The organism is Oceanobacter antarcticus (genome assembly GCF_044962685.1).
Taxonomy (GTDB): domain Bacteria; phylum Pseudomonadota; class Gammaproteobacteria; order Pseudomonadales; family Oceanobacteraceae; genus Oceanobacter; species Oceanobacter antarcticus.
Map to the genome: position 1 here is coordinate 50,080 of NZ_JBBKTX010000012.1, position 18,251 is coordinate 68,330.

Genomic DNA, 18,251 nt, shown 5'->3' on the forward strand with positions numbered 1-18,251 from the left:
GGGTTGTGTTGTATGTCGAAACGGATACTGATTACCGGGGCGGGGCGGCGATTGGGCAAGGTGCTGGCGTTGCATTTTTTGCAGCAGGACTGGCAGGTGGTCGGCCACTATAATACGGTCAGCGAGCTACCGGATCATGATAGTTTGTCCTTGTTGCAAGCCAATCTCGCAGATACTGCGGATACCTTGCGGTTATGCCAGCAGTTGCAGCATCAGCCAGCATTTGATGCGGTGATTCATAATGCTTCCTGTTTTGTTCCGGATGCCGCAGGCGGCCATACCCCGGCAGAGCAGGCGGCGCATCTGACGGCGCATCTGAATGTTCATATTGTGGCTCCGGCCTTGATTACCCAGTGTCTGGAGCATCAGTGGAACGCGGGAGCTGCAATGGTGGTGCTTGCCGATATTTATGCCGATCTTCCCAATCAGCGTTTCAGTGCGTACTGCTCCAGCAAGGCGGGATTACAAAATTGGGCCTTAAGCATGGCGCAGCGTCTGGCGGGTCGGGTGCGGGTTAATGTGATTCAACCGGGGCCGATCCAGTTTTTACCGGATCATGATGATGCCTATCGGCAGCGGGTATTGTCGCAATCTCTGGTGCCGCATGAACTGGGCTATGGTGCCATCATCAAGGCATGTGATTATCTGTTGGATAACGAGGCAGTGACCGGGTCGGTGATGCGGGTCGACGGCGGTCGTTTTGTCGCCAATCGTTACGATCAGATCTTTAGTGCGGATTGATGTGTGTTACCAGTAGCGAACAGGGGCTGCCAGATTTGCTGCACCCGGCGATAGTAGCTCTCGTCGAGGATCTGATTAAAACATTCGGGCGCAGCACTGCCTTCGGCGAGAATATCCAGGTCGATGGTGCGATCCTTGAGTTTGCGAGCAGGGGATTTGGCTTCGCGTCCTAACGTACGTTCGATTTCCAGTAATATTTCCTTGACCCGAGTGGCGCTCAGGCCAGTACTGATTACCGCCAGCTGATTCTTGAAGGGGTATTGAAAGGTATCACCCACGGGTGCCGTTTCCAGCTCGGGAGAGGTCGCCAGCAGCTCAAAGTGCTGAAGCAGTGCCTGTCGTGCCAGTGGCAAGTGCTCATCCGGGTTTAGATTGCTGCCCAGGCCAAGCAGATAAAATGCCATAACAACTCCCACCGATGAAAAGTTGTACAAGAATGTGAAACCGGTGTGTCAGCTGTCAAGTGATTCTGTTATCCCGGATTCTCGTAAACATTGACGTTGTTGGATAAAACGGTACTGTTAATTACGGGCAAGCTGTTGCTCTACTTATCGTCTTGATTGTAAAAATTGTGAAGCTATTGGATGCGGCAAGGAGGCTGATATGGAAATTATCTGGCTGTTTACTCTGGTTCTGGCGTTTGGACTGTGTGTTGTTCCGGTTATGGCGTCTGGTGATCATTCCCCCCCTTTGATGCTGGCAAAAGTCTGGCGTGAGTCCCTTGACCCGTCGGCTTATCTGGTTAGCGAAAAACTGGATGGTGTTCGTGCCTACTGGAATGGCAAGCAGCTGCTTAGTCGCAGTGGTTTGCAGATTCATGCACCGGCCTGGTTTCTGGCGCAACTGCCGGAGTTGCCCCTGGATGGCGAACTGTGGGCAGGGCGCGGTTCTTTTGAACGGGTCAGTCTGTTGGTTCGTGCGATCAAACCGCAGGATGAGGCCTGGCAGGGAGTACGCTTTATGGCGTTTGACGTACCTGACAGTCCGGTGACGTTTACGGATCGTTACTGGTTACTCAAAACCCTGGTAGAGGAGCTGAATTCCCCCTGTATCGATGTGGTCAGGCAGGAAACGGTGAATGATCAGGCCGCCTTGTTGGCCAGACTCGACAGTGTGCTGGCTGAGGGCGGGGAAGGCTTGATGCTCAAGCGTCGCCAATCGCTTTATCAGGCCCGGCGGAGCGACGATTTGCTTAAATACAAACCCTTACAGGATGCGGAAGGTACTGTGATCGGCTACGTGCCGGGCAAGGGTAAATACCTGGGTATGACCGGTGCACTGCGGGTATTGACTGACGATGGTCGAGAAATTCGTCTTGGCTCCGGCCTGACGGATGCGTTACGCAAGAATCCTCCTCCCCGAGGAGGCCGGGTTAGCTATGCCTTTAACGGTTATACCGCCCATGGGCTACCACGCTTTGCCCGCTTTGTTCGGGTGCGTCCAGAGGAATAAGTGCGGAGCCGATGGTGGTAGACTGACGAATTTAACGATGAGCAGTTTATGGTTCGAATCGTACAGCGGGTGTCGCCAGCCGCATGGCAAGCAGGGCCGTCAGAGCAAATATCACCTGTATTGCAGCGGGTATATGCTGCCCGAGGGGTAACAACAGCCGAGCAAACGCGGTTGTCGCTGCAGCAGTTGTTGCCCTATCACTCAATGAAAGGGGTGCAGCAGGCGGTGAATTTGCTGGTGCAGGTTGTTCAGCAGAATCAGCGCTTACTGATTGTTGGCGATTTTGATGTTGATGGCGCGACCAGCACGGCGCTGGCGATTCGCGCCCTGCGCTTGATGGGAGCCACCTCGATTGACTATCTGGTTCCCAACCGCTTTGATTTTGGCTACGGCCTGACACCGGAGTTGGTGGAGGTCGCGGTTAGCAGACGTCCGGATTTGATCATGACCGTCGATAATGGCATTGCTGCCATGGCGGGAGTGGCAGCGGCAGCGGCAAAAGGTATTCCGGTGCTGGTAACCGATCACCATTTACCCGCCGAGCAGCTGCCGAATGCGGCGGCGATTGTGAATCCGAACCAGCCCGGTTGCGCATTCCCCAGCAAGGCTGCCTGCGGGTGTACGGTTGTTTTTTATCTGATGCTGGCACTCAAGGCGCGGTTGCTGGAGGTCGGCTATTTTACCTCGGCTGCGATCGCAGCGCCGAACCTGGTTGAGTTACTCGATCTGGTGGCGTTGGCAACGGTCGCCGATGTGGTGCCACTGGATTTTAATAACCGGATTCTGGTTGAGCAGGGCTTGCGGCGTATTCGTGCCGGGCGCACGGTAGCGGGTATTCAGGCGTTGTTACAAGTGGCAGGGAAAACCTCGACCCGTGTGGTATCGGCCGATTTTGGTTTCGCTGTTGGCCCGCGCTTGAATGCTGCCGGGCGTCTCGATGATATGGCGTTGGGCATTGAGTGCTTGCTGTGTGATGACCCGGCGCTGGCATTACAAATGGCGCTGCAGCTGGATGAACTGAATCGCGACCGGCGTCAGATTGAAGCAGCGATGGCCGCTGATGCCGAACGTTTTCTGGCAGTATTGGATACGGGTCAGGCGTTCCCCGCCGGAGTGTGTCTGTTTCACCGGGACTGGCATCAGGGTGTGATCGGAATATTGGCGTCGCGGGTGAAAGAGAAAATACATCGCCCGGTGATTGCTTTTGCATTGTCCGATACGGGCGAATTAAAAGGCTCGGCGCGTTCAATTGCCGGGTTGCATATGCGTGACGCGCTGGATCTGTTGCACAAACGCCATCCGCAGTTAATGGTCAAGTTCGGTGGTCACGCCATGGCAGCGGGGCTGACACTGGTAGCCGGTGGTTTTGACGCCTTTGTTCAGGCATTTGCCGATATTTGCCAGCAGTTACTCGGCGCAGAAGATCTGGCTGAACGTACCGATGTGGATGGCGAGCTGGAAGCCACCGATTTTACTCTGGAGCTGGCGGAACAGTTACGCTGGGCCGGGCCATGGGGGCAGGGATTTCCTCCCCCTGGTTTTAGCGGCCGGTTCTGTGTGCTGCAACAGCGAATTGTCGGTGACAAACATCTCAAAATGCTGGTGCAGCCCGAGAGCGGCGGTGCATTACTGGATGCGATTTGCTTTAATGTTGACCTCGGGCAGTGGCCATCATCGGCTGCTCAGGTGGATATGGTTTATCAGTTGGATGTGAATGAGTTTCGCGGGCGGCAGAGTGTACAGTTGCTGGTGAGTCATTTGTCAGCGGTTGTGTGAATCCGTGAACGGATAAGGAATGTTTCCGCTTTATAACGGCAAGGAGGGCCAGGATGGCTCCAGACAACAAATGTATATCAGCCGATACCGAATGCCCGGTGCCAGATCCAGATAAAGATGGTTATCAGTGGTCTTTGTATCACCTGGCACTGGCGTTATTACTGTTGATTGTGCTGGCTTGGGGCGGCAACACCCAGGCGGAAATCTATCAGTGGCGTGATGACAATGGGCGTCTGCATTTCTCTGATGAACCGCCCCCCAGCGCAGGTATTGACGCCAGCAAGGTTGAACTGCAACCCATATCGGAATACACCAGTGCACCGGAGCACAAGCAGGGTTTGTCATCCTCCTCTTCCAGCTCGACATCGTCTGGATCCGCGTCAAAAGCAGCTCGGGCTGCCCGTGTAGCAGCGGAGCAAAAACGCAAGGCATTACAACAGCAACGTTGCGACAAGTACCGCCGTCTTTACCGGAATACGAGTAAATCCCTTACCTCTGATATCAACTATGCCGTTAAAAAGCGCGATAAAAAAAATACCTATCGCGACAAGATCAGGGAATATTGCCATTAAACCGGGCTATTCAGAGTGAATCGGGATGAGAATATTGTCGCTATCAAGAACTATTGCTCTGATACCAACAATTCATTCCGTTTGCATGCCCTAGTCATTTCATCCGGGCTACACCAGAATGCTGCAATTCAGAAAATATATCTGTGCTAACCAGCGGTTGGGTTGCGCATCCGGCTTGATTCAGAGCCTTGTGGATGATCAACCAGCACTGGCAAGCATCGGTTTCGCTTATACAAGAGGACAGTATGAGAAGACATCAGGCAGGTTCGGGTTACCTCAAACTCCCGCTTTTGGCCGCATTGGTTTTAACCCTCAGTGCCTGTCAGGAAGAAGAGCAGCAGGCGGCATCGGCGGCTAAGCAAATGCCACCCACCGGGGTGGACGTCGTTCAGCTTGCACCACAGTCATTTGAACTGGCCGATACCTTGGCCGGGCGAGTAACTGCCTATCGGGTCGCTGAAATACGCCCTCAGGTAACCGGTATTATTCTCAAGCGCTTTTTTAATGAAGGTGCCAAGGTCAAGGCGGGTGACAAGCTTTACCAGATTGACTCAACTCTTTATGAAGCCGAACTATCCAGTGCGCGCGCGCAATTGGCGGTGGCGGAAGCCAATGCTTACAGTGCACGACTGAAAGCAGAGCGCTACAAGGAATTGTCCCGTACTTCTGCCATCAGCCGTCAGGATGTGGATGACTCACAGGCGAGCTGGAAGCAGTCCGAAGCGCAGATCAAACTGGCTGAAGCGGCCGTTCGCAGTGCTGAAATCAACCTGGGTTATACCAAAATTACCGCTCCGATTTCCGGTGTGATTTCGCGCTCCAGTATTACCGAAGGCGCGTTGGTTTCTGCTCAGCAAGAAGGGGCATTGACGGTGATTCGCCAGATTTCTCCGATTTATGTCGACGTTCAAAGCCCGGCCGTCAAGGTTATGGGTATGAAGTCTTCGGCATCGTCACTGGACGTCTCCTTGGCGTTGCAGGATGGATCGACCTATAGCGAAACCGGCAAAATCCAGTTTACCGATGTAGGCGTTGACCAGGGTACCGGCACAGTGAACATTCGTACCCTGTTCGATAACAAGAACGGATTGTTATTACCTGGCATGTTTGTACGGGCCAATATCGCTCACGATCGGGTCGAAAATGCTATTTTGGTGCCGCAAAAAGCGGTATCCCGCAATCCAGACAGCACCACAACCGTGATGGTGGTTGGAGCAGACAATGTGGTACAGCCGCGTCCGGTGGTCGTCACCCGTGCGGTAGGCGATCAGTGGTTGGTCAGTTCCGGTTTGCAGGTTGGTGAACAGGTTGTCGTTGCCGGATTACAGAAGATTCAGGCAGGTGCAACCGTTGCCCCGCATCTCATTAATGTCTCGGCAGAGCAATAAGGAGTAGCGGATTATGGCCCGATTTTTTATCGACAGGCCCATCTTTGCCTGGGTACTTGCCATCATGATTATGGTGGCGGGTGGACTGGCAGTGGTGAACCTGCCCATCCAGCAATACCCGACCATTGCGCCGCCGTCGGTCAGTATTGAAGCAACCTATCCTGGTGCCTCGGCGCAGACGCTGGAAGACAGTGTTACCCAGGTGATTGAACAGAATATGACCGGGCTGGATGGTTTGCTGTACATGTCGTCCAACAGTAGCAGTTCTGGTCGTGCGACCATTACGCTGACGTTTGCGGCGGGTATGGATCCAGATATTGCCCAGGTTCAGGTGCAGAACAAGTTATCGCAAGCCGAACCGCTGTTGCCAGAAGAAGTGCAGCGCCAGGGTGTTGCGGTGAGCAAGGGCCGTACCGGCTTTCTGATGGTGATTGGTTTGGTGTCCAGTGATGGAACCCTGACCAAAAGCGATCTGGCGGACTACGGTATTGCCCAATTGAAAGACCCGCTGTCTCGGGTTCAAGGTGTTGGTGGCATCACCGTCTTTGGTGCCCAGTACTCCATGCGTATCTGGCTGCAGCCTGAAAAACTGACGGCTTATGGTCTGACTCCGCTGGAAGTACGCCAGGCGGTATCCGAGCAGAATAGCCAGTTTCCAGCCGGTGAACTGGGTGGCTTGCCTGCTGTTGCCAACCAGCAGATGAATGCTTCCATCATTGCCCAGACGCGTATGGAAAGCGTGGAAGAGTTTGAAAATATTCTGATCAAGGTGAATCAGGATGGCTCCCAGATACGCGTCAAAGACATCGCCAAGGTTGAGCTGGGGGCTGAAAGCTATTCTGTCGACAGTCGCTACAATGGCAAGCCGGCAACCGGTCTGGGGATTCAGCTGGCCAGTGGTGCCAATGCACTGGATACCGCAGCAGCGGTACGCAAGCGACTGGCCGAACTGCAGCCTTTCTTCCCCCAGGGACTGGAGATTGTTTACCCGTACGACACCACGCCATTTGTGAAACTATCGATTGAAGAAGTTGCCCACACCCTGGTGGAAGCCATCGTACTGGTGTTCCTGGTGATGTTCCTGTTTCTGGGGAAATTCCGTGCCACGCTGATTCCAACCATTGCCGTACCTGTGGTACTGCTGGGTACGTTTGGCATCATGGCAATTGCGGGGTACAGCATTAATACGCTGACCATGTTCGGTCTGGTGCTGGCTATTGGCTTGCTGGTGGATGACGCCATCGTGGTGGTCGAAAACGTCGAGCGGGTGATGGAAGAAGAAGGCTTGTCGCCGAGGGAAGCGACCAAACGCTCGATGCGGCAGATTACCAATGCCCTGATCGGTATTGCATTGGTGTTGTCGGCGGTATTTGTCCCTATGGCCTTTATGTCCGGTTCAACCGGGGCTATTTATCGCCAGTTTTCGTTAACCATTGTATCGGCGATGGCGTTATCGGTGTTTGTGGCCCTGACGTTAACTCCGGCATTATGCGCTACCTTATTGCGACCCCATAAACATGGGCATGGTGAATCCGGTTTCTTTGGCCTGTTTAACCGCTTGTTCGGCAAGGCGACGGATAAATACGAAGGCGGCGTTTCGAGAACCCTGCGTAGCCCGATTCGTATGGTGCTGGTGTATGGCGGCTTGCTGGTGGTTATGGCGGTACTGTATGTGCGTTTGCCAGCGTCGTTCCTGCCGGAAGAAGATCAGGGCGTGTTGCTGAACCTGGCGATGCTACCGGCTGGTGCCACGATGGAACGCAACTATGAAGTGATGGATAAGCTTACCGAGCACTACATGAACGAACCCTCGGTTGCTTCCGTGTTTACCGTCTCCGGCTTCAGCTTCACCGGCCAGGGCCAGAACCAGGGCTTGGCGTTTGTTAGCCTGAAACCATGGGGTGAGCGTCAATCACCTGATCAGTCGGTTGGTGCCATTATTGGTCGCGCCTGGGGTGCCTTGAGTCAGGTGAAAGATGCGGTGATTTATCCCATTAACCTGCCGCCGATCATCGAATTGGGTACGGCAACCGGTTTCAACGTCATGCTGCAGGATCGTGGCAATATTGGCCATGACAAGCTGGTTCAAGCCCGCAATATGTTGCTGGGGATGGCGGCGCAAGATCCGCGTTTGGTACGTGTACGGCCGAATGGCATGGAAGATGTGCCGGTGTTCCGTATTGATATCGACTATGAAAAAGTTAAAACCCTGGGGCTGAGCGTCAGTGATGTGAACAGTACGCTCAGCACCGCTTGGGGGTCGGCGTATGTTAACGACTTCCTGGATCGGGGCCGGGTGAAAAAGGTTTACATCCAGGCGGATGCTCCGGCACGTATGTTACCGGGCGACCTGAACAAGTGGTACGTCCGTAATAACGCAGGTGAAATGGTACCCTTCAGCTCATTCGCAACCACTCACTGGGAGTACGGCTCGCCGCGTCTGGAACGTTACAACGGCGTGCCTGCCGTCAATATTCAGGGTGAGTCGGCACCGGGTATGAGTACCGGTGATGCGATGATAGCGATTGAAGAGATTGTCGCCAAGTTGCCTCCGGGTGTGGGTATTGAGTGGACCGGCATGTCCTATCAGGAGCGTATGGCAGGGTCGCAGGCTCCGATGCTGTATGCGCTGTCACTGCTGGTGGTGTTCCTCTGCCTGGCGGCTCTGTACGAAAGCTGGTCTGTTCCCTTTGCGGTCATTCTGGTCGTCCCTCTGGGGGTGTTGGGTGCATTGCTGGCAACGTACAGCCGGGATCTGGCCAATGACGTGTACTTCCAGGTCGGCTTGCTGACGACCATTGGCCTGTCGGCCAAGAATGCCATTCTGATTGTGGAGTTTGCCAAGGCGCTGCATGAAGAAGGAAAACCGCTGGTTGCCGCAGCGATAGAAGCAGCACGCTTGCGTTTACGTCCGATTATTATGACCTCAATGGCATTCATACTGGGGGTATTGCCACTGGCAATCAGTACGGGTGCCGGAGCGGCGAGCCGTCAGGCAATTGGTACCGGCGTGATTGGTGGCATGCTCAGTGCCACCTTCCTGGCGATCTTCTTTGTACCGGTCTTTTACGTACTGGTGATCAAGTTGACCGAATGGCTGGGTGGTAACAAGAAAACCACCTGATCCTGTGCTGTAACATGTCTTATAGCCTGTAACTACCTGTCAACAGGCAACCCCGGAACCGGGCGGTGGATTTATCCTCCGCCCGGTTTTATATTGGCGCAGCAATACGCGCACCTCTCTTTCCTGTATCTGTACCCGCACATGCTGCAAGGAACTGCTTATGTTGAGTATGTTGGCCAATCTGCTGAAAGCTCTGAATTCAGAAACCGCCCCCTGGCAAATTTCTCTGGCGCTTTGTCTGTCATTACCTGTAGCGCTGACCCCCTTCTGGGGACTGCATAATTTGCTGATTTTATTACTGGTGTTACTGATTCGTACCAATATCGCCAGTTTCCTGTTTGGCCTGGCGCTGTTCTCTTTATTGGCCATGCTGATCGATCCGCTGTCGGTGCGGCTGGGTGAGAGTTTGCTGGCCAATCCGGCGCTGATTGACACCTGGACGTCACTCTACCAGAGCGACTTCTGGCGTCTGATGGGCTTTAACCATACCCTCACCCTGGGCGGATTTGTTATTGCACTGGTGAGCATGGCCCCGCTGTTTGCGGTGATGCAGGTATTGATCAAACAGTACCGCAGCAAGGTGATGGCCTGGGTTAACAAACTCAAAATCGTGCAGGCGCTGAAAGCGTCGAAGTTTTATTCCATCTACCAGTCAGTGGCGGGGTAACGGACATGTTGAAATGGATTCGCTGGTCTGGACTGATAGGCTTTGCTGCTGTCGTGGCGCTGTTGGCCGCATTTTTTTTACTGGCAGCCGGGCCGCTGGTCAAAATGGCCATCGAAAGCGTCGGCAGCAAGGCGGCCGGTGCCAAGGTAAGTGTTGACCATGTATCTCTGACCTTGTCGCCGCTGGGCTTCGAGCTGCAGCATCTGATGGTTGCCAACGCCGACAAGCCGATGGAAAACCTGCTGGAATTTGACTCCGCTGTTGCAACCGTCGACCTCGGTCCGTTATTGATGGGAAAAGGGATTATTGATGATCTGAGCGTCAACACCCTGCGTTTTAATACCGCCCGGACGACATCCGGGGCATTGGAAAAAAAGGCCGATTCCGGCACCAGTGGCAGCGGCCAGGATCAGGATAAAGAACCCGGTATTACTGAAGCGCTGGTGAGCCAGCTGCCATCGGCAGAAGAAATACTGGCACGGGAATCACTCAAGACCGAAGCCGCAGGCAAGGCGTTTACAGAAACCTTCGATCGTCGTCAGCAACAGCTGGATACTGTTCTGGCAGACGTACCGGACGAAGCTGCCCTGAAGCAATATGAAGTGGAGGTCAAAGCCATCACCACGGAAAAAATCACCTCACTGGATGATTTTAACCAGCGTAAAAAACGCCTGGAAGCGCTGCGCGACCAGTTCAAGGCCGATAAAAAAGCCGCCAATAGCGCCAAGGATCTGATTGGTGAAACACGGGTTGAAATCACCCAGCGACTCAAAGACCTGAAAGCCGCACCGGGTGAAGATCTTGCCAGCATTCGGGATAAATATCAGCTCAACGCCCAGGGTGCCGCCAATCTTAGTGGTTTGCTGTTTGGTAATCAGGCGGGTGAGTGGGCGACCGAGGCGCTGTATTGGTACGAAAAAATCAAACCCTATCTCGCCTCCGGTGACGACGAAGACTCGGAGCCGGAATATCAGCGCCCTGACGGCCGTTATATCCATTTTCCGACCAATAACCCGTGGCCAGAATTTCTGGTTCGCCACAGTGGCATCAGTGCCGAGACCAGTGCCGGTAACCTGGCCATTACCGGCACCGACCTGACCCACCAGCAAGCGGTACTGGGACGCCCGGCGCGGATCGATATTGACGGTGCCGGCCTCAACAAGGTCAAGGGCCTCAAACTTAATATGATTCTGGATCATCGTCAGGCCATCGGCCGCGATACGCTGACTCTGGATGTGACTGACTGGCAGCTGGACAGCGTCAACCTGGGGTTGGGTGATACCCAGCTGGAATCAGCCATGGGTCAATTGCAGGGGATGGCGCAGATCACCAGCGGCAAGGGCAAGGATGAATTATCTTCCCGACTGCAAGGTCAGTTTGGGCAAGCGGCGTTCAGTGGTGCCGGACATACCGTGTTTGCCCAAGAGCTGACACGGGCACTGGCCAGCATCAAGCAATTTACCATCGATGCTCGCGCCAGCGGAGCGCTGACCAGTCCGAAACTTGAGTTTGGTTCGGATATCGACAAACAGCTGAATAGCGCCTTTAACCAGCGTCTGCGCGAACAACAAGACAAGCTGGAAGCCAAGCTGCAAAGTAAATTAAACGACAAAATCAGCGAATACGCTGGCCCCTATGCCGACGACCTGCAGGCTCTGAACACCGCAGATGGCAGCCTGACCGACAAGCTGGCCCAGCTGGAAGACATGGCCCGTGCCGAACTGGACGACTACGTTGCCGAGCAGAAGCAGGAAGCCAAAGACAAGGCACAAGCCAAAGCAGATGACGAAGCCGACAAGCTGAAATCAAAAGCCAAAGACAAGCTCAAGAGCCTGTTTTAATGACGCTGGCGACTGCACTACCTGTTGTCATCAGCCAGTCCTCGGACTGGCTTGACCCCAATTATATCCGCCCCGACAGGCTGGTGGATCTGCTGGTACTGCCATCACTCAGCCTGCTGGTGGTGGATTACCGTGGCCCATTGGAATTAATGCCGGGCACGATCCGCCAATTGATTGGACAGCGTCGGCTCTTGCATCTGCACCCGGACATCAGTCGCACATTTAACCTGATGTATTACCCTGCGCCAGGTGTTGAAGGTGACTGGCATATTGGTATTGCCGCCAGCATTCCGGAGTCGCATAAGGCTGAGTTGTACGCCACGACCTTGCCGGATGGATTCCGATTACATTTGCTGGGTTCAGGTGAGTACGCTCGTGTGCGGATTCAGGGTGGGGAAGCCGGATTGGGGGTGGCGTTGAACTGGCTGATCAACGACTGGCTACCGGCGTCCGGTTATGAACCGGGCGAAGGGATTTGTCTGTTTGAGCGGGTCCAGTTCCCGCCGTTTGTGGAGCCGGAAAACGCGCTGGTGGACATTCTTGTACCGGTTGAGCCGCGTTGAAATAACGCGGTTGTATTCATCTCGCTAGCTCCTGGGCTGGCTGTGGCCAGCTGCTTACTGGCCATAATAGCTCTGATTTCCCTCGTTTTATCTCCTTGTTTACCTTCGCCTGGTTATTGCCTGGTTATTTTATTGCTGCATGCCCGTTGAAGATGGTTCTTCTGGTCACGCTATGGAATATGGGATCGAAACCCAGAACCGCACCCCAGAACCGCAACCCAGAACCGCAACATGGAAACGAACCGTTATCCTGAATTGTCTTGCTTGGGTTGCCTTGTTTGGGCACTTTGTTGAGGACAGATTACAGCCGGGAGAGATGGGGAAATATCATGCAGAATTTCAGTTGGATACGTCGGGTCAAACTGCAGCAGCTGCGCGCCGTGCTGGCACTGGCGGAAAGTCCCAGTCTGGTGCGAGCGTCGGAAAGCCTGAATCTTAGTCAGCCAGCCGTCAGCAAAATACTGCGCGAGCTGGAAACCGACCTGGGTGTGGAGCTGTTTACCCGCACCAGCCGTGGCAGTCACACGACCCCGATGGGCGATATGCTGGTCGAACGTGTACGGGTTATTTTTTCCCAGCTGGAGCGTGTGGCTCAGGAAATTCATGATCTTAATGCGGGACTGAGTGGCCATGTGGTGGTGGGGGTGCTGCCAGCGGGCGGCGCGGATTTTTTACCTCGGGCGCTGGCGAGCCTCTACCGCGCCTATCCCGGCATCCGGGTGACAGTAATTGAAGGCACCTACGACCACCTGATTCCCCAACTTCAGCAAGGTGCTATCGAAATGATCGTCGGGCGTATTCCTGCCTACCGCTTTCGTGACGGTCTCGAAGTGGAGCCCTTGTACGAGGAGAATATTACCTTTGCCGTCTGTCCGCAGCACCCGCTGTTGTCCCGACCTGCCGTGGCTCTGAGTGATTTGTTGGAATGGCCCTGGATCATGCCGCTGGCTGATACCACCTTGCGACAAATGGTCGAAAGTGCTTTCCACGATGCCGGACTGGATTTGCCTGCCGCGCCGTGTGAGTCCATCTCGGTGATTACCAACCGGCGTCTGATTATGGAAACCGATTACATTGCTGCGTTTCCGACCCAGGTGATCCAAACCGATCTGGATACTGGCCTGTTGGCTGCTATTCCGATTAGTCCGGCGAGATCCTTTGGGGCGGTGGGTATCAGCCAGGTAAAAGAGCGACCACTGTCGCATGCGGCCTTGCGTCTGGTCGATCAGCTGCGGGCAACGGCCCGGCGTTATGAATAACACCGCAGGATGGAGATGACGATAAGCAGGCAGGCGTTACTGGTTGAATTCAGGGAGATAGTTACTCTGGTTATGGCGGGGAGCCTATTATTCATTACCAGCAATAGGGAGGGTGTAATACATTAAATCCATAACGTGAACACAGGTTCTGCCCAGCGCTGAAACCCGTGCACGACACACAATAAAAATAAGCAGGAGTTTGACGATGTCTGATATTACCGACGTTCGTTACGTCCGTTTTGGTACCCGTAATTTGCCCGCTGCAATCGATTTTGCCACCCGTATTGTCGGTCTCGAACTGGTGCGTCAGGAACATGGCAGTGCTTACTTTCGCTCCGATGATCGTGATCATACGCTGTGTTATTTCGAAGGCGACCCCGGCGATCATACGCTCGGTTTTGAAGTCAGCGACGTCAGCCAACTGGATTGTGCCGCTGCGGAACTGGAGCAGGATGGCTTGCTGGTGCGGTTTGGAACGCAAGACGAGTGTGAGCAGCGTTATGTCCATTCCTTTCTGACCTTTCATGATCATACCGGCAATAAAATCGAGCTGGTTTGGCGTCCTCATGCCAGTGGCCGCCGTTATTTCCCTTCACGGGATGCCGGGATTACCGGCTTTAGTCATGTCGGTTTGTGTTCGAAAGATCCGGCCCGTGATGAACAGTTCTGGACCAAGGTTTTTAATGCTCGAGTGAGTGACTGGATCGGGCCATCGGCACTGTTACGGCTGGATGCCATTCACCATCGGTTGGCCTTGTTTCCGACCAATCGATCCGGTGTTCAGCATATTAACCATCAGGTTGATAGTATCGATGACATCATGCGCTCCTGGTACTTCTTGCAAGAGCAGGGTGTAAAAGTAGTGTTTGGGCCAGGCCGTCACCCGACATCGGGTGCCCGCTTCCTCTACTTTGAGGGGCCGGAAGGCATGGTCTATGAGTATTCCTGCGGGGTATCCGAGGTTGATGAAGCGACCCATCGGCCTCGTCAGTTCCCACTGGAACCATCCGGGTTCTGCATGTGGGGTTCAAAGCCGGATATTCCTGAGTTCAAGAGTTAAGCCGGGCACACACAGCCCCCGATCACGAGATCTGATTTATGACGACACATCCTCACCCTCTGGAGGAGAGCATTCTTGTGCCTGCTGCCAGCCAAATCCTGGTTCGCCGTGCGGCGCGTGCACTGGATCGCCATGGTCTGGTGCACGCCTATGGCCATTGCAGTACTCGCCTCAGTACCACACATTTTCTGGTGTGCGCACCCAAGCCGCTGGGCACTATCGGGCCACAGGATACTGGCACTGTGGTGTCTATCGACGGTGATTTGCCTGAGCATGTGTTAGGTGAAGTCCGTATCCACCGTGAAATTTATCGCCGCCGCCCGGAAGTGAATGGCGTGGTTCGCAGTATGCCGCCATCAGCGATGTCGCTGTCGGCATTGGGGCGAACGCCTCGAGCCTTGCACGGTATGGGCAGTTACTTTGCCCCTTGTCCGGAACTCTGGGATGACCCACAACTGATTCGGTCTGACGAGGCGGCCACTGCCCTGGCAGATCAGCTTGGTGACGGCAGTGCCATTGTGATGCGTGGCAACGGCGTGGTCACGGCCGCCATCTCGCTCGAAGAGGCTGTTTCATTAACCTGGTATCTCAATGATGCCGCCCGGGTAGAGCTGGATTGTTTGTCGATGGCGCAGGCGGTGCGGGAGTTGAGCCTGGCGGAAGCACACCAGCGAGCGACCCGAAGCGGGCGTATTTTTGAACGTATGTGGGATTACCTGACCTGGGGAGACCCGGAATGAATCCGCTGGCATCGAGCCTGGCTGCCACTGCTGTTGTCGAAACCGCCACAGCGACACGTGGCGTTAGCCCTGACCCAACAGGAGTACTGATCATGTTGTCAAAATGGAGTGCCCGGCTGGCTCAGCTAGAGCTGGCGGCAGCCGGTGTGATGCTCACTCTGGTGCTGGGTTTGTTATTGCTCAATATTGTTACGCGGGCGCTTGGTCAGGCGTTGTTCTGGGTGGATGAAGCTGCAGTACTGGCGATGGTATGGATGGCTTTTCTGGCCAGTGCCGCCAGTTTGCATAATGGCACCAATATCGCCATGACCTTGCTGGTTGAGCGTTTGCCAGCACCCCTGGCACGGCTGATGGACGTCCTGGTGACTTGCATCCTGCTGGTGTTTATCGGCCTGTTGCTGCTGATGCTATGGCGCTGGTTCGACCCTCTGACCCTGTGGCAAATGGATGGCGATTTGGCTGCCTATTCTGCGACGACGTTCAATTTTATCTATGAAGAACCGACGATGACGCTGGGGCTTCGCAAGGTCTGGTTCTGGCTGGTTCTGCCTCTGTTTGCGATGGGTTCCGCATTGCACCTTGGGGTTCGACTGGTCACCAGTCTGCAGGCTTTGAGGTCGACCGGCAATACGCAAGGTACGACCGCTGCTGCGTTCACAGGTACTCCTGATACAACCGGTGATACGACAGTAAAAGGAGAAAAATCATGGTGATTTCCGGCTTTTTTATATTGTTGGTTATTGGTGTACCGATTGCCTTTCTGTTGGCGATGACAGCACTGATCTATATCTATAGCAGCGGTAACCTGGTACTGCTCAGCTCCTATCCCCAGCAGTTTTTTGGCGGCCTGGAAAACTACGGCTTGCTGGCGTTGCCGCTGTTTATTCTGGTCGGTGAGTGTATGAACGAAGGCGGGATCGCCCGGCGTTTGATGGCGATGGCGATGGCACTGATTGGTTCGGTACGTGGCGGCCTCGCTTATGTGAACCTGCTGTCCAATATGATGATGGCATCCATTCTGGGGTCAACCGTGGCGCAGATCACCATTATGACTCGTGTTGCGGTGCCGGAAATGGAAAGGGCTGGCTATCCCAAAGACATGGCGGTGGCTTTAACCGCAGCGGGTGGGCTGTTGGCGCCGATTATTCCGCCATCCATGCTGTTCGTGATTTTCGGGGTCATTGCCCAGATTTCCATCGGCGACCTGTTTATCGCCGGCATCATACCGGGACTGTTGCTGGGGCTGGCATTTTTTGCCCTGCTTGGATGGATGGCTCGTCGCCACGATTTTCCCGCCAATCAGCGTATGAGCTGGCGTCAGCGTCTGGCATCGTTCCGTAACGGACTTGCCGCCGGGCTGGTGCCACTGGCGATTATTGGCGGTATTTTATCCGGCCTGGCGACACCGACAGAATCCGCTGCGCTGGCGGTTGTAGTCGCGGTGCTGGTGGGTCGTTATGTGTACGGCGAGTTTGAACTGGCCAACCTTTGGCCAGCACTGCTACGCACTGCCCAAAGTTCCGCCATTGTGTTGCTGTTGATTGCTGCCGCACAGGTGTTCAGTTGGGTGATTACCTTTGAAAATTTGCCCGGTCTTACAGCAGCATGGTTGCAGGATGTGTCTTCGTCACCACTGGTCTTTTTGTTGCTGGTGACCGGTTTGCTGTTGCTCATCGGTATGATACTTGACCCGATTCCAGCGCTGATTCTGGTTGTGCCGGTATTGCTGCCGGTTGCGACCTCAGTGTATGGCATTAGCCCGTTTCATTTTGGTGTCGTGGTTTGCCTGACGCTGGTGCTGGGTTTACTGACACCACCGGTTGGATCAGCGCTGTTTACCGCTTCTGCCTTGTCCGGTGTCAAAGCCGAGCGTATTGCCTGGCTATTGGGGCCTTATCTGGGTGCCATGTTGCTGGTTGTACTGCTGCTGGTGTTTTTCCCTTTCCTCGTTACGGCGCTGATCTAAGCCAAATAATGTATGAGTAGCGGGTCATCCCTGTTGCTCACCGCTGGCCATGGTTTGGTCAAACCTCTCAAATAATAACAATGGCAGCTTGTCTGCCCAGGAGATACAGATGAAAACAATCACGGGTTATCTATCCATGTTGCTGGTGGTGCTACTGCTACCGACAATGGCTTGTGCCGACACTTTGCGGCTGGGGTTGATTACTCCGCCCAGCCATCAGTGGACGCTGGCGGCCAAGGCGTTTGCTGACGATCTGGAAAAGAGCAGTGACGGCAAGCTCAAGGTACTGATTTTCCCATCAGGTCAACTTGGCAACGAAGCCCAAATGCTGCAGCAATTACAGACCGGTGCTCTGGATATGGCCTTTTTGACCGCCGGTGAAATGGCGAATCGTCGACCAGACTTCGCGGCCTTGTTTGCGCCGTACCTGGTGAATACACCGGAAGATGCCATGTTCCTGCTGCATGGGGAAACGGCAACCGGGATGCTGACCGAGCTGAAAACCCTGGGGCTGGTCGGGCTTGGTTATGGTATGGCCGGATTCCGCCAGATTGTGATGCGTAATGAAGTCCACAGCGTGGATGATCTGAAAGGTAAAAAAGTCCGTACGATTCCAATTGAGCCTGAACGTGATTTCTGGACAAAAATTGGTGCGGCACCCACACCTATTCCACTGCCAGGACTGTACGATGCTTTTGCCAATGGCCAGGTTGATGGCATGCAAATCGATTTTGAAGGCACCTGGAATGCCCGTTACCTGGATTATGCCGGTAGCGTCATTTACTCCTCGCACATGTTATTACCTATGGTTGGGGTGGCATCAGGCAAACGCTGGAACGGTTTGTCCGGCGCCGATCGGCAGCTGATCAAGTCTCTTGTTGGCAAGCATCTGGACAAGGTGTTTTCGATCTACTCCGATCTTGACCAAAGCTATCTGGACAAGATCAAAACGTCGAAGGTCCCGGTCACCAAGGTAGGACGTGAGTTTTTTGGTGACGCGGTGGATCGCTGGTATCAGGAGTGGCGTGTCAAAGCTCCCGCGCTGAAGGCACTCGAAGCAGAAGCGGCAGCACTGTAGGGTGCTGCTGGATGCAAGGACGCT

General features: G+C 54.4%; 16 protein-coding genes. 15 read left to right on the plus strand and 1 reads right to left on the minus strand.

Features of this window, described 5'->3' with window-relative positions:
• Positions 1 to 12: 12 nt before the first annotated feature.
• A complete protein-coding gene (locus WG929_RS10955; protein WP_416206046.1) occupies positions 13 to 741 on the plus strand; it encodes an SDR family oxidoreductase in 729 nt (242 codons plus the stop codon).
• Here WG929_RS10955 and folK read toward each other — a convergent pair.
• On the minus strand, positions 720 to 1,145 hold the full coding sequence (gene folK, locus WG929_RS10960) for a 2-amino-4-hydroxy-6-hydroxymethyldihydropteridine diphosphokinase (protein ID WP_416206047.1): 426 nt from the start codon (positions 1,143 to 1,145) through the stop codon (positions 720 to 722). The genes WG929_RS10955 and folK overlap by 22 nt on opposite strands.
• A 199-nt stretch (positions 1,146 to 1,344) precedes the next feature.
• Between folK and WG929_RS10965 the strand changes: the two genes are divergently transcribed.
• The 14 genes from WG929_RS10965 to WG929_RS11030 all read left to right on the plus strand — a co-directional run bounded on the left by WG929_RS10965 (position 1,345) and on the right by WG929_RS11030 (position 18,227).
• On the plus strand, positions 1,345 to 2,193 hold the full coding sequence (locus tag WG929_RS10965; protein WP_416206048.1) for a DNA ligase: 849 nt from the start codon (positions 1,345 to 1,347) through the stop codon (positions 2,191 to 2,193).
• A 48-nt stretch (positions 2,194 to 2,241) separates the two neighbouring features.
• Positions 2,242 to 3,969, plus strand: a complete 1,728-nt coding sequence (gene recJ / locus WG929_RS10970; protein ID WP_416206049.1) for a single-stranded-DNA-specific exonuclease RecJ — start codon at positions 2,242 to 2,244, stop codon at positions 3,967 to 3,969.
• Positions 3,970 to 4,022: 53 nt separating this feature from the next.
• Positions 4,023 to 4,541 carry a DUF4124 domain-containing protein gene (locus WG929_RS10975; protein WP_416206050.1) on the plus strand — a complete coding sequence of 173 codons (519 nt, stop codon included), beginning with the start codon at positions 4,023 to 4,025 and terminating at the stop codon, positions 4,539 to 4,541.
• A gap of 245 nt (positions 4,542 to 4,786) precedes the next feature.
• Positions 4,787 to 5,929, plus strand: a complete 1,143-nt coding sequence (locus WG929_RS10980; RefSeq protein ID WP_416206051.1) for an efflux RND transporter periplasmic adaptor subunit — start codon at positions 4,787 to 4,789, stop codon at positions 5,927 to 5,929.
• Positions 5,930 to 5,942: 13 nt separating this feature from the next.
• Positions 5,943 to 9,053: an efflux RND transporter permease subunit gene (locus WG929_RS10985; RefSeq protein WP_416206052.1), complete on the plus strand. Its 3,111-nt coding sequence runs from the start codon at positions 5,943 to 5,945 to the stop codon at positions 9,051 to 9,053.
• Positions 9,054 to 9,213: 160 nt separating this feature from the next.
• Positions 9,214 to 9,720, plus strand: coding sequence for a TIGR03546 family protein (locus WG929_RS10990; RefSeq protein WP_369855526.1), 507 nt, complete (start codon positions 9,214 to 9,216; stop codon positions 9,718 to 9,720).
• A 5-nt stretch (positions 9,721 to 9,725) separates the two neighbouring features.
• Positions 9,726 to 11,561: a TIGR03545 family protein gene (locus WG929_RS10995; RefSeq protein ID WP_416206053.1), complete on the plus strand. Its 1,836-nt coding sequence runs from the start codon at positions 9,726 to 9,728 to the stop codon at positions 11,559 to 11,561.
• Positions 11,561 to 12,124: an AraC family transcriptional regulator gene (locus tag WG929_RS11000; protein ID WP_416206054.1), complete on the plus strand. Its 564-nt coding sequence runs from the start codon at positions 11,561 to 11,563 to the stop codon at positions 12,122 to 12,124. The genes WG929_RS10995 and WG929_RS11000 overlap by 1 nt, the downstream gene beginning before the upstream one ends.
• 329 nt (positions 12,125 to 12,453) lie before the next feature.
• Positions 12,454 to 13,383: a LysR substrate-binding domain-containing protein gene (locus WG929_RS11005; protein WP_416206055.1), complete on the plus strand. Its 930-nt coding sequence runs from the start codon at positions 12,454 to 12,456 to the stop codon at positions 13,381 to 13,383.
• Positions 13,384 to 13,588: 205 nt separating this feature from the next.
• Positions 13,589 to 14,443 carry a VOC family protein gene (locus WG929_RS11010; protein WP_369855522.1) on the plus strand — a complete coding sequence of 285 codons (855 nt, stop codon included), beginning with the start codon at positions 13,589 to 13,591 and terminating at the stop codon, positions 14,441 to 14,443.
• 38 nt (positions 14,444 to 14,481) lie between these two features.
• Entirely contained in the window at positions 14,482 to 15,183 is a 702-nt protein-coding gene (locus tag WG929_RS11015; protein WP_416206056.1) for a class II aldolase/adducin family protein, read from the plus strand.
• The gene (locus WG929_RS11020; RefSeq protein ID WP_416206057.1) at positions 15,180 to 15,896 is read left to right on the plus strand and encodes a TRAP transporter small permease; all 717 of its coding nucleotides are present in this window, start codon (positions 15,180 to 15,182) and stop codon (positions 15,894 to 15,896) included. Before WG929_RS11015 ends, WG929_RS11020 begins: the two co-directional genes overlap by 4 nt.
• On the plus strand, positions 15,890 to 17,149 hold the full coding sequence (locus WG929_RS11025; RefSeq protein WP_416206058.1) for a TRAP transporter large permease: 1,260 nt from the start codon (positions 15,890 to 15,892) through the stop codon (positions 17,147 to 17,149). Before WG929_RS11020 ends, WG929_RS11025 begins: the two co-directional genes overlap by 7 nt.
• A gap of 109 nt (positions 17,150 to 17,258) precedes the next feature.
• Complete coding sequence (locus tag WG929_RS11030) at positions 17,259 to 18,227, plus strand: TRAP transporter substrate-binding protein (protein ID WP_416206059.1); 969 nt, start codon at positions 17,259 to 17,261, stop codon at positions 18,225 to 18,227.
• Positions 18,228 to 18,251 lie beyond the last annotated feature (24 nt).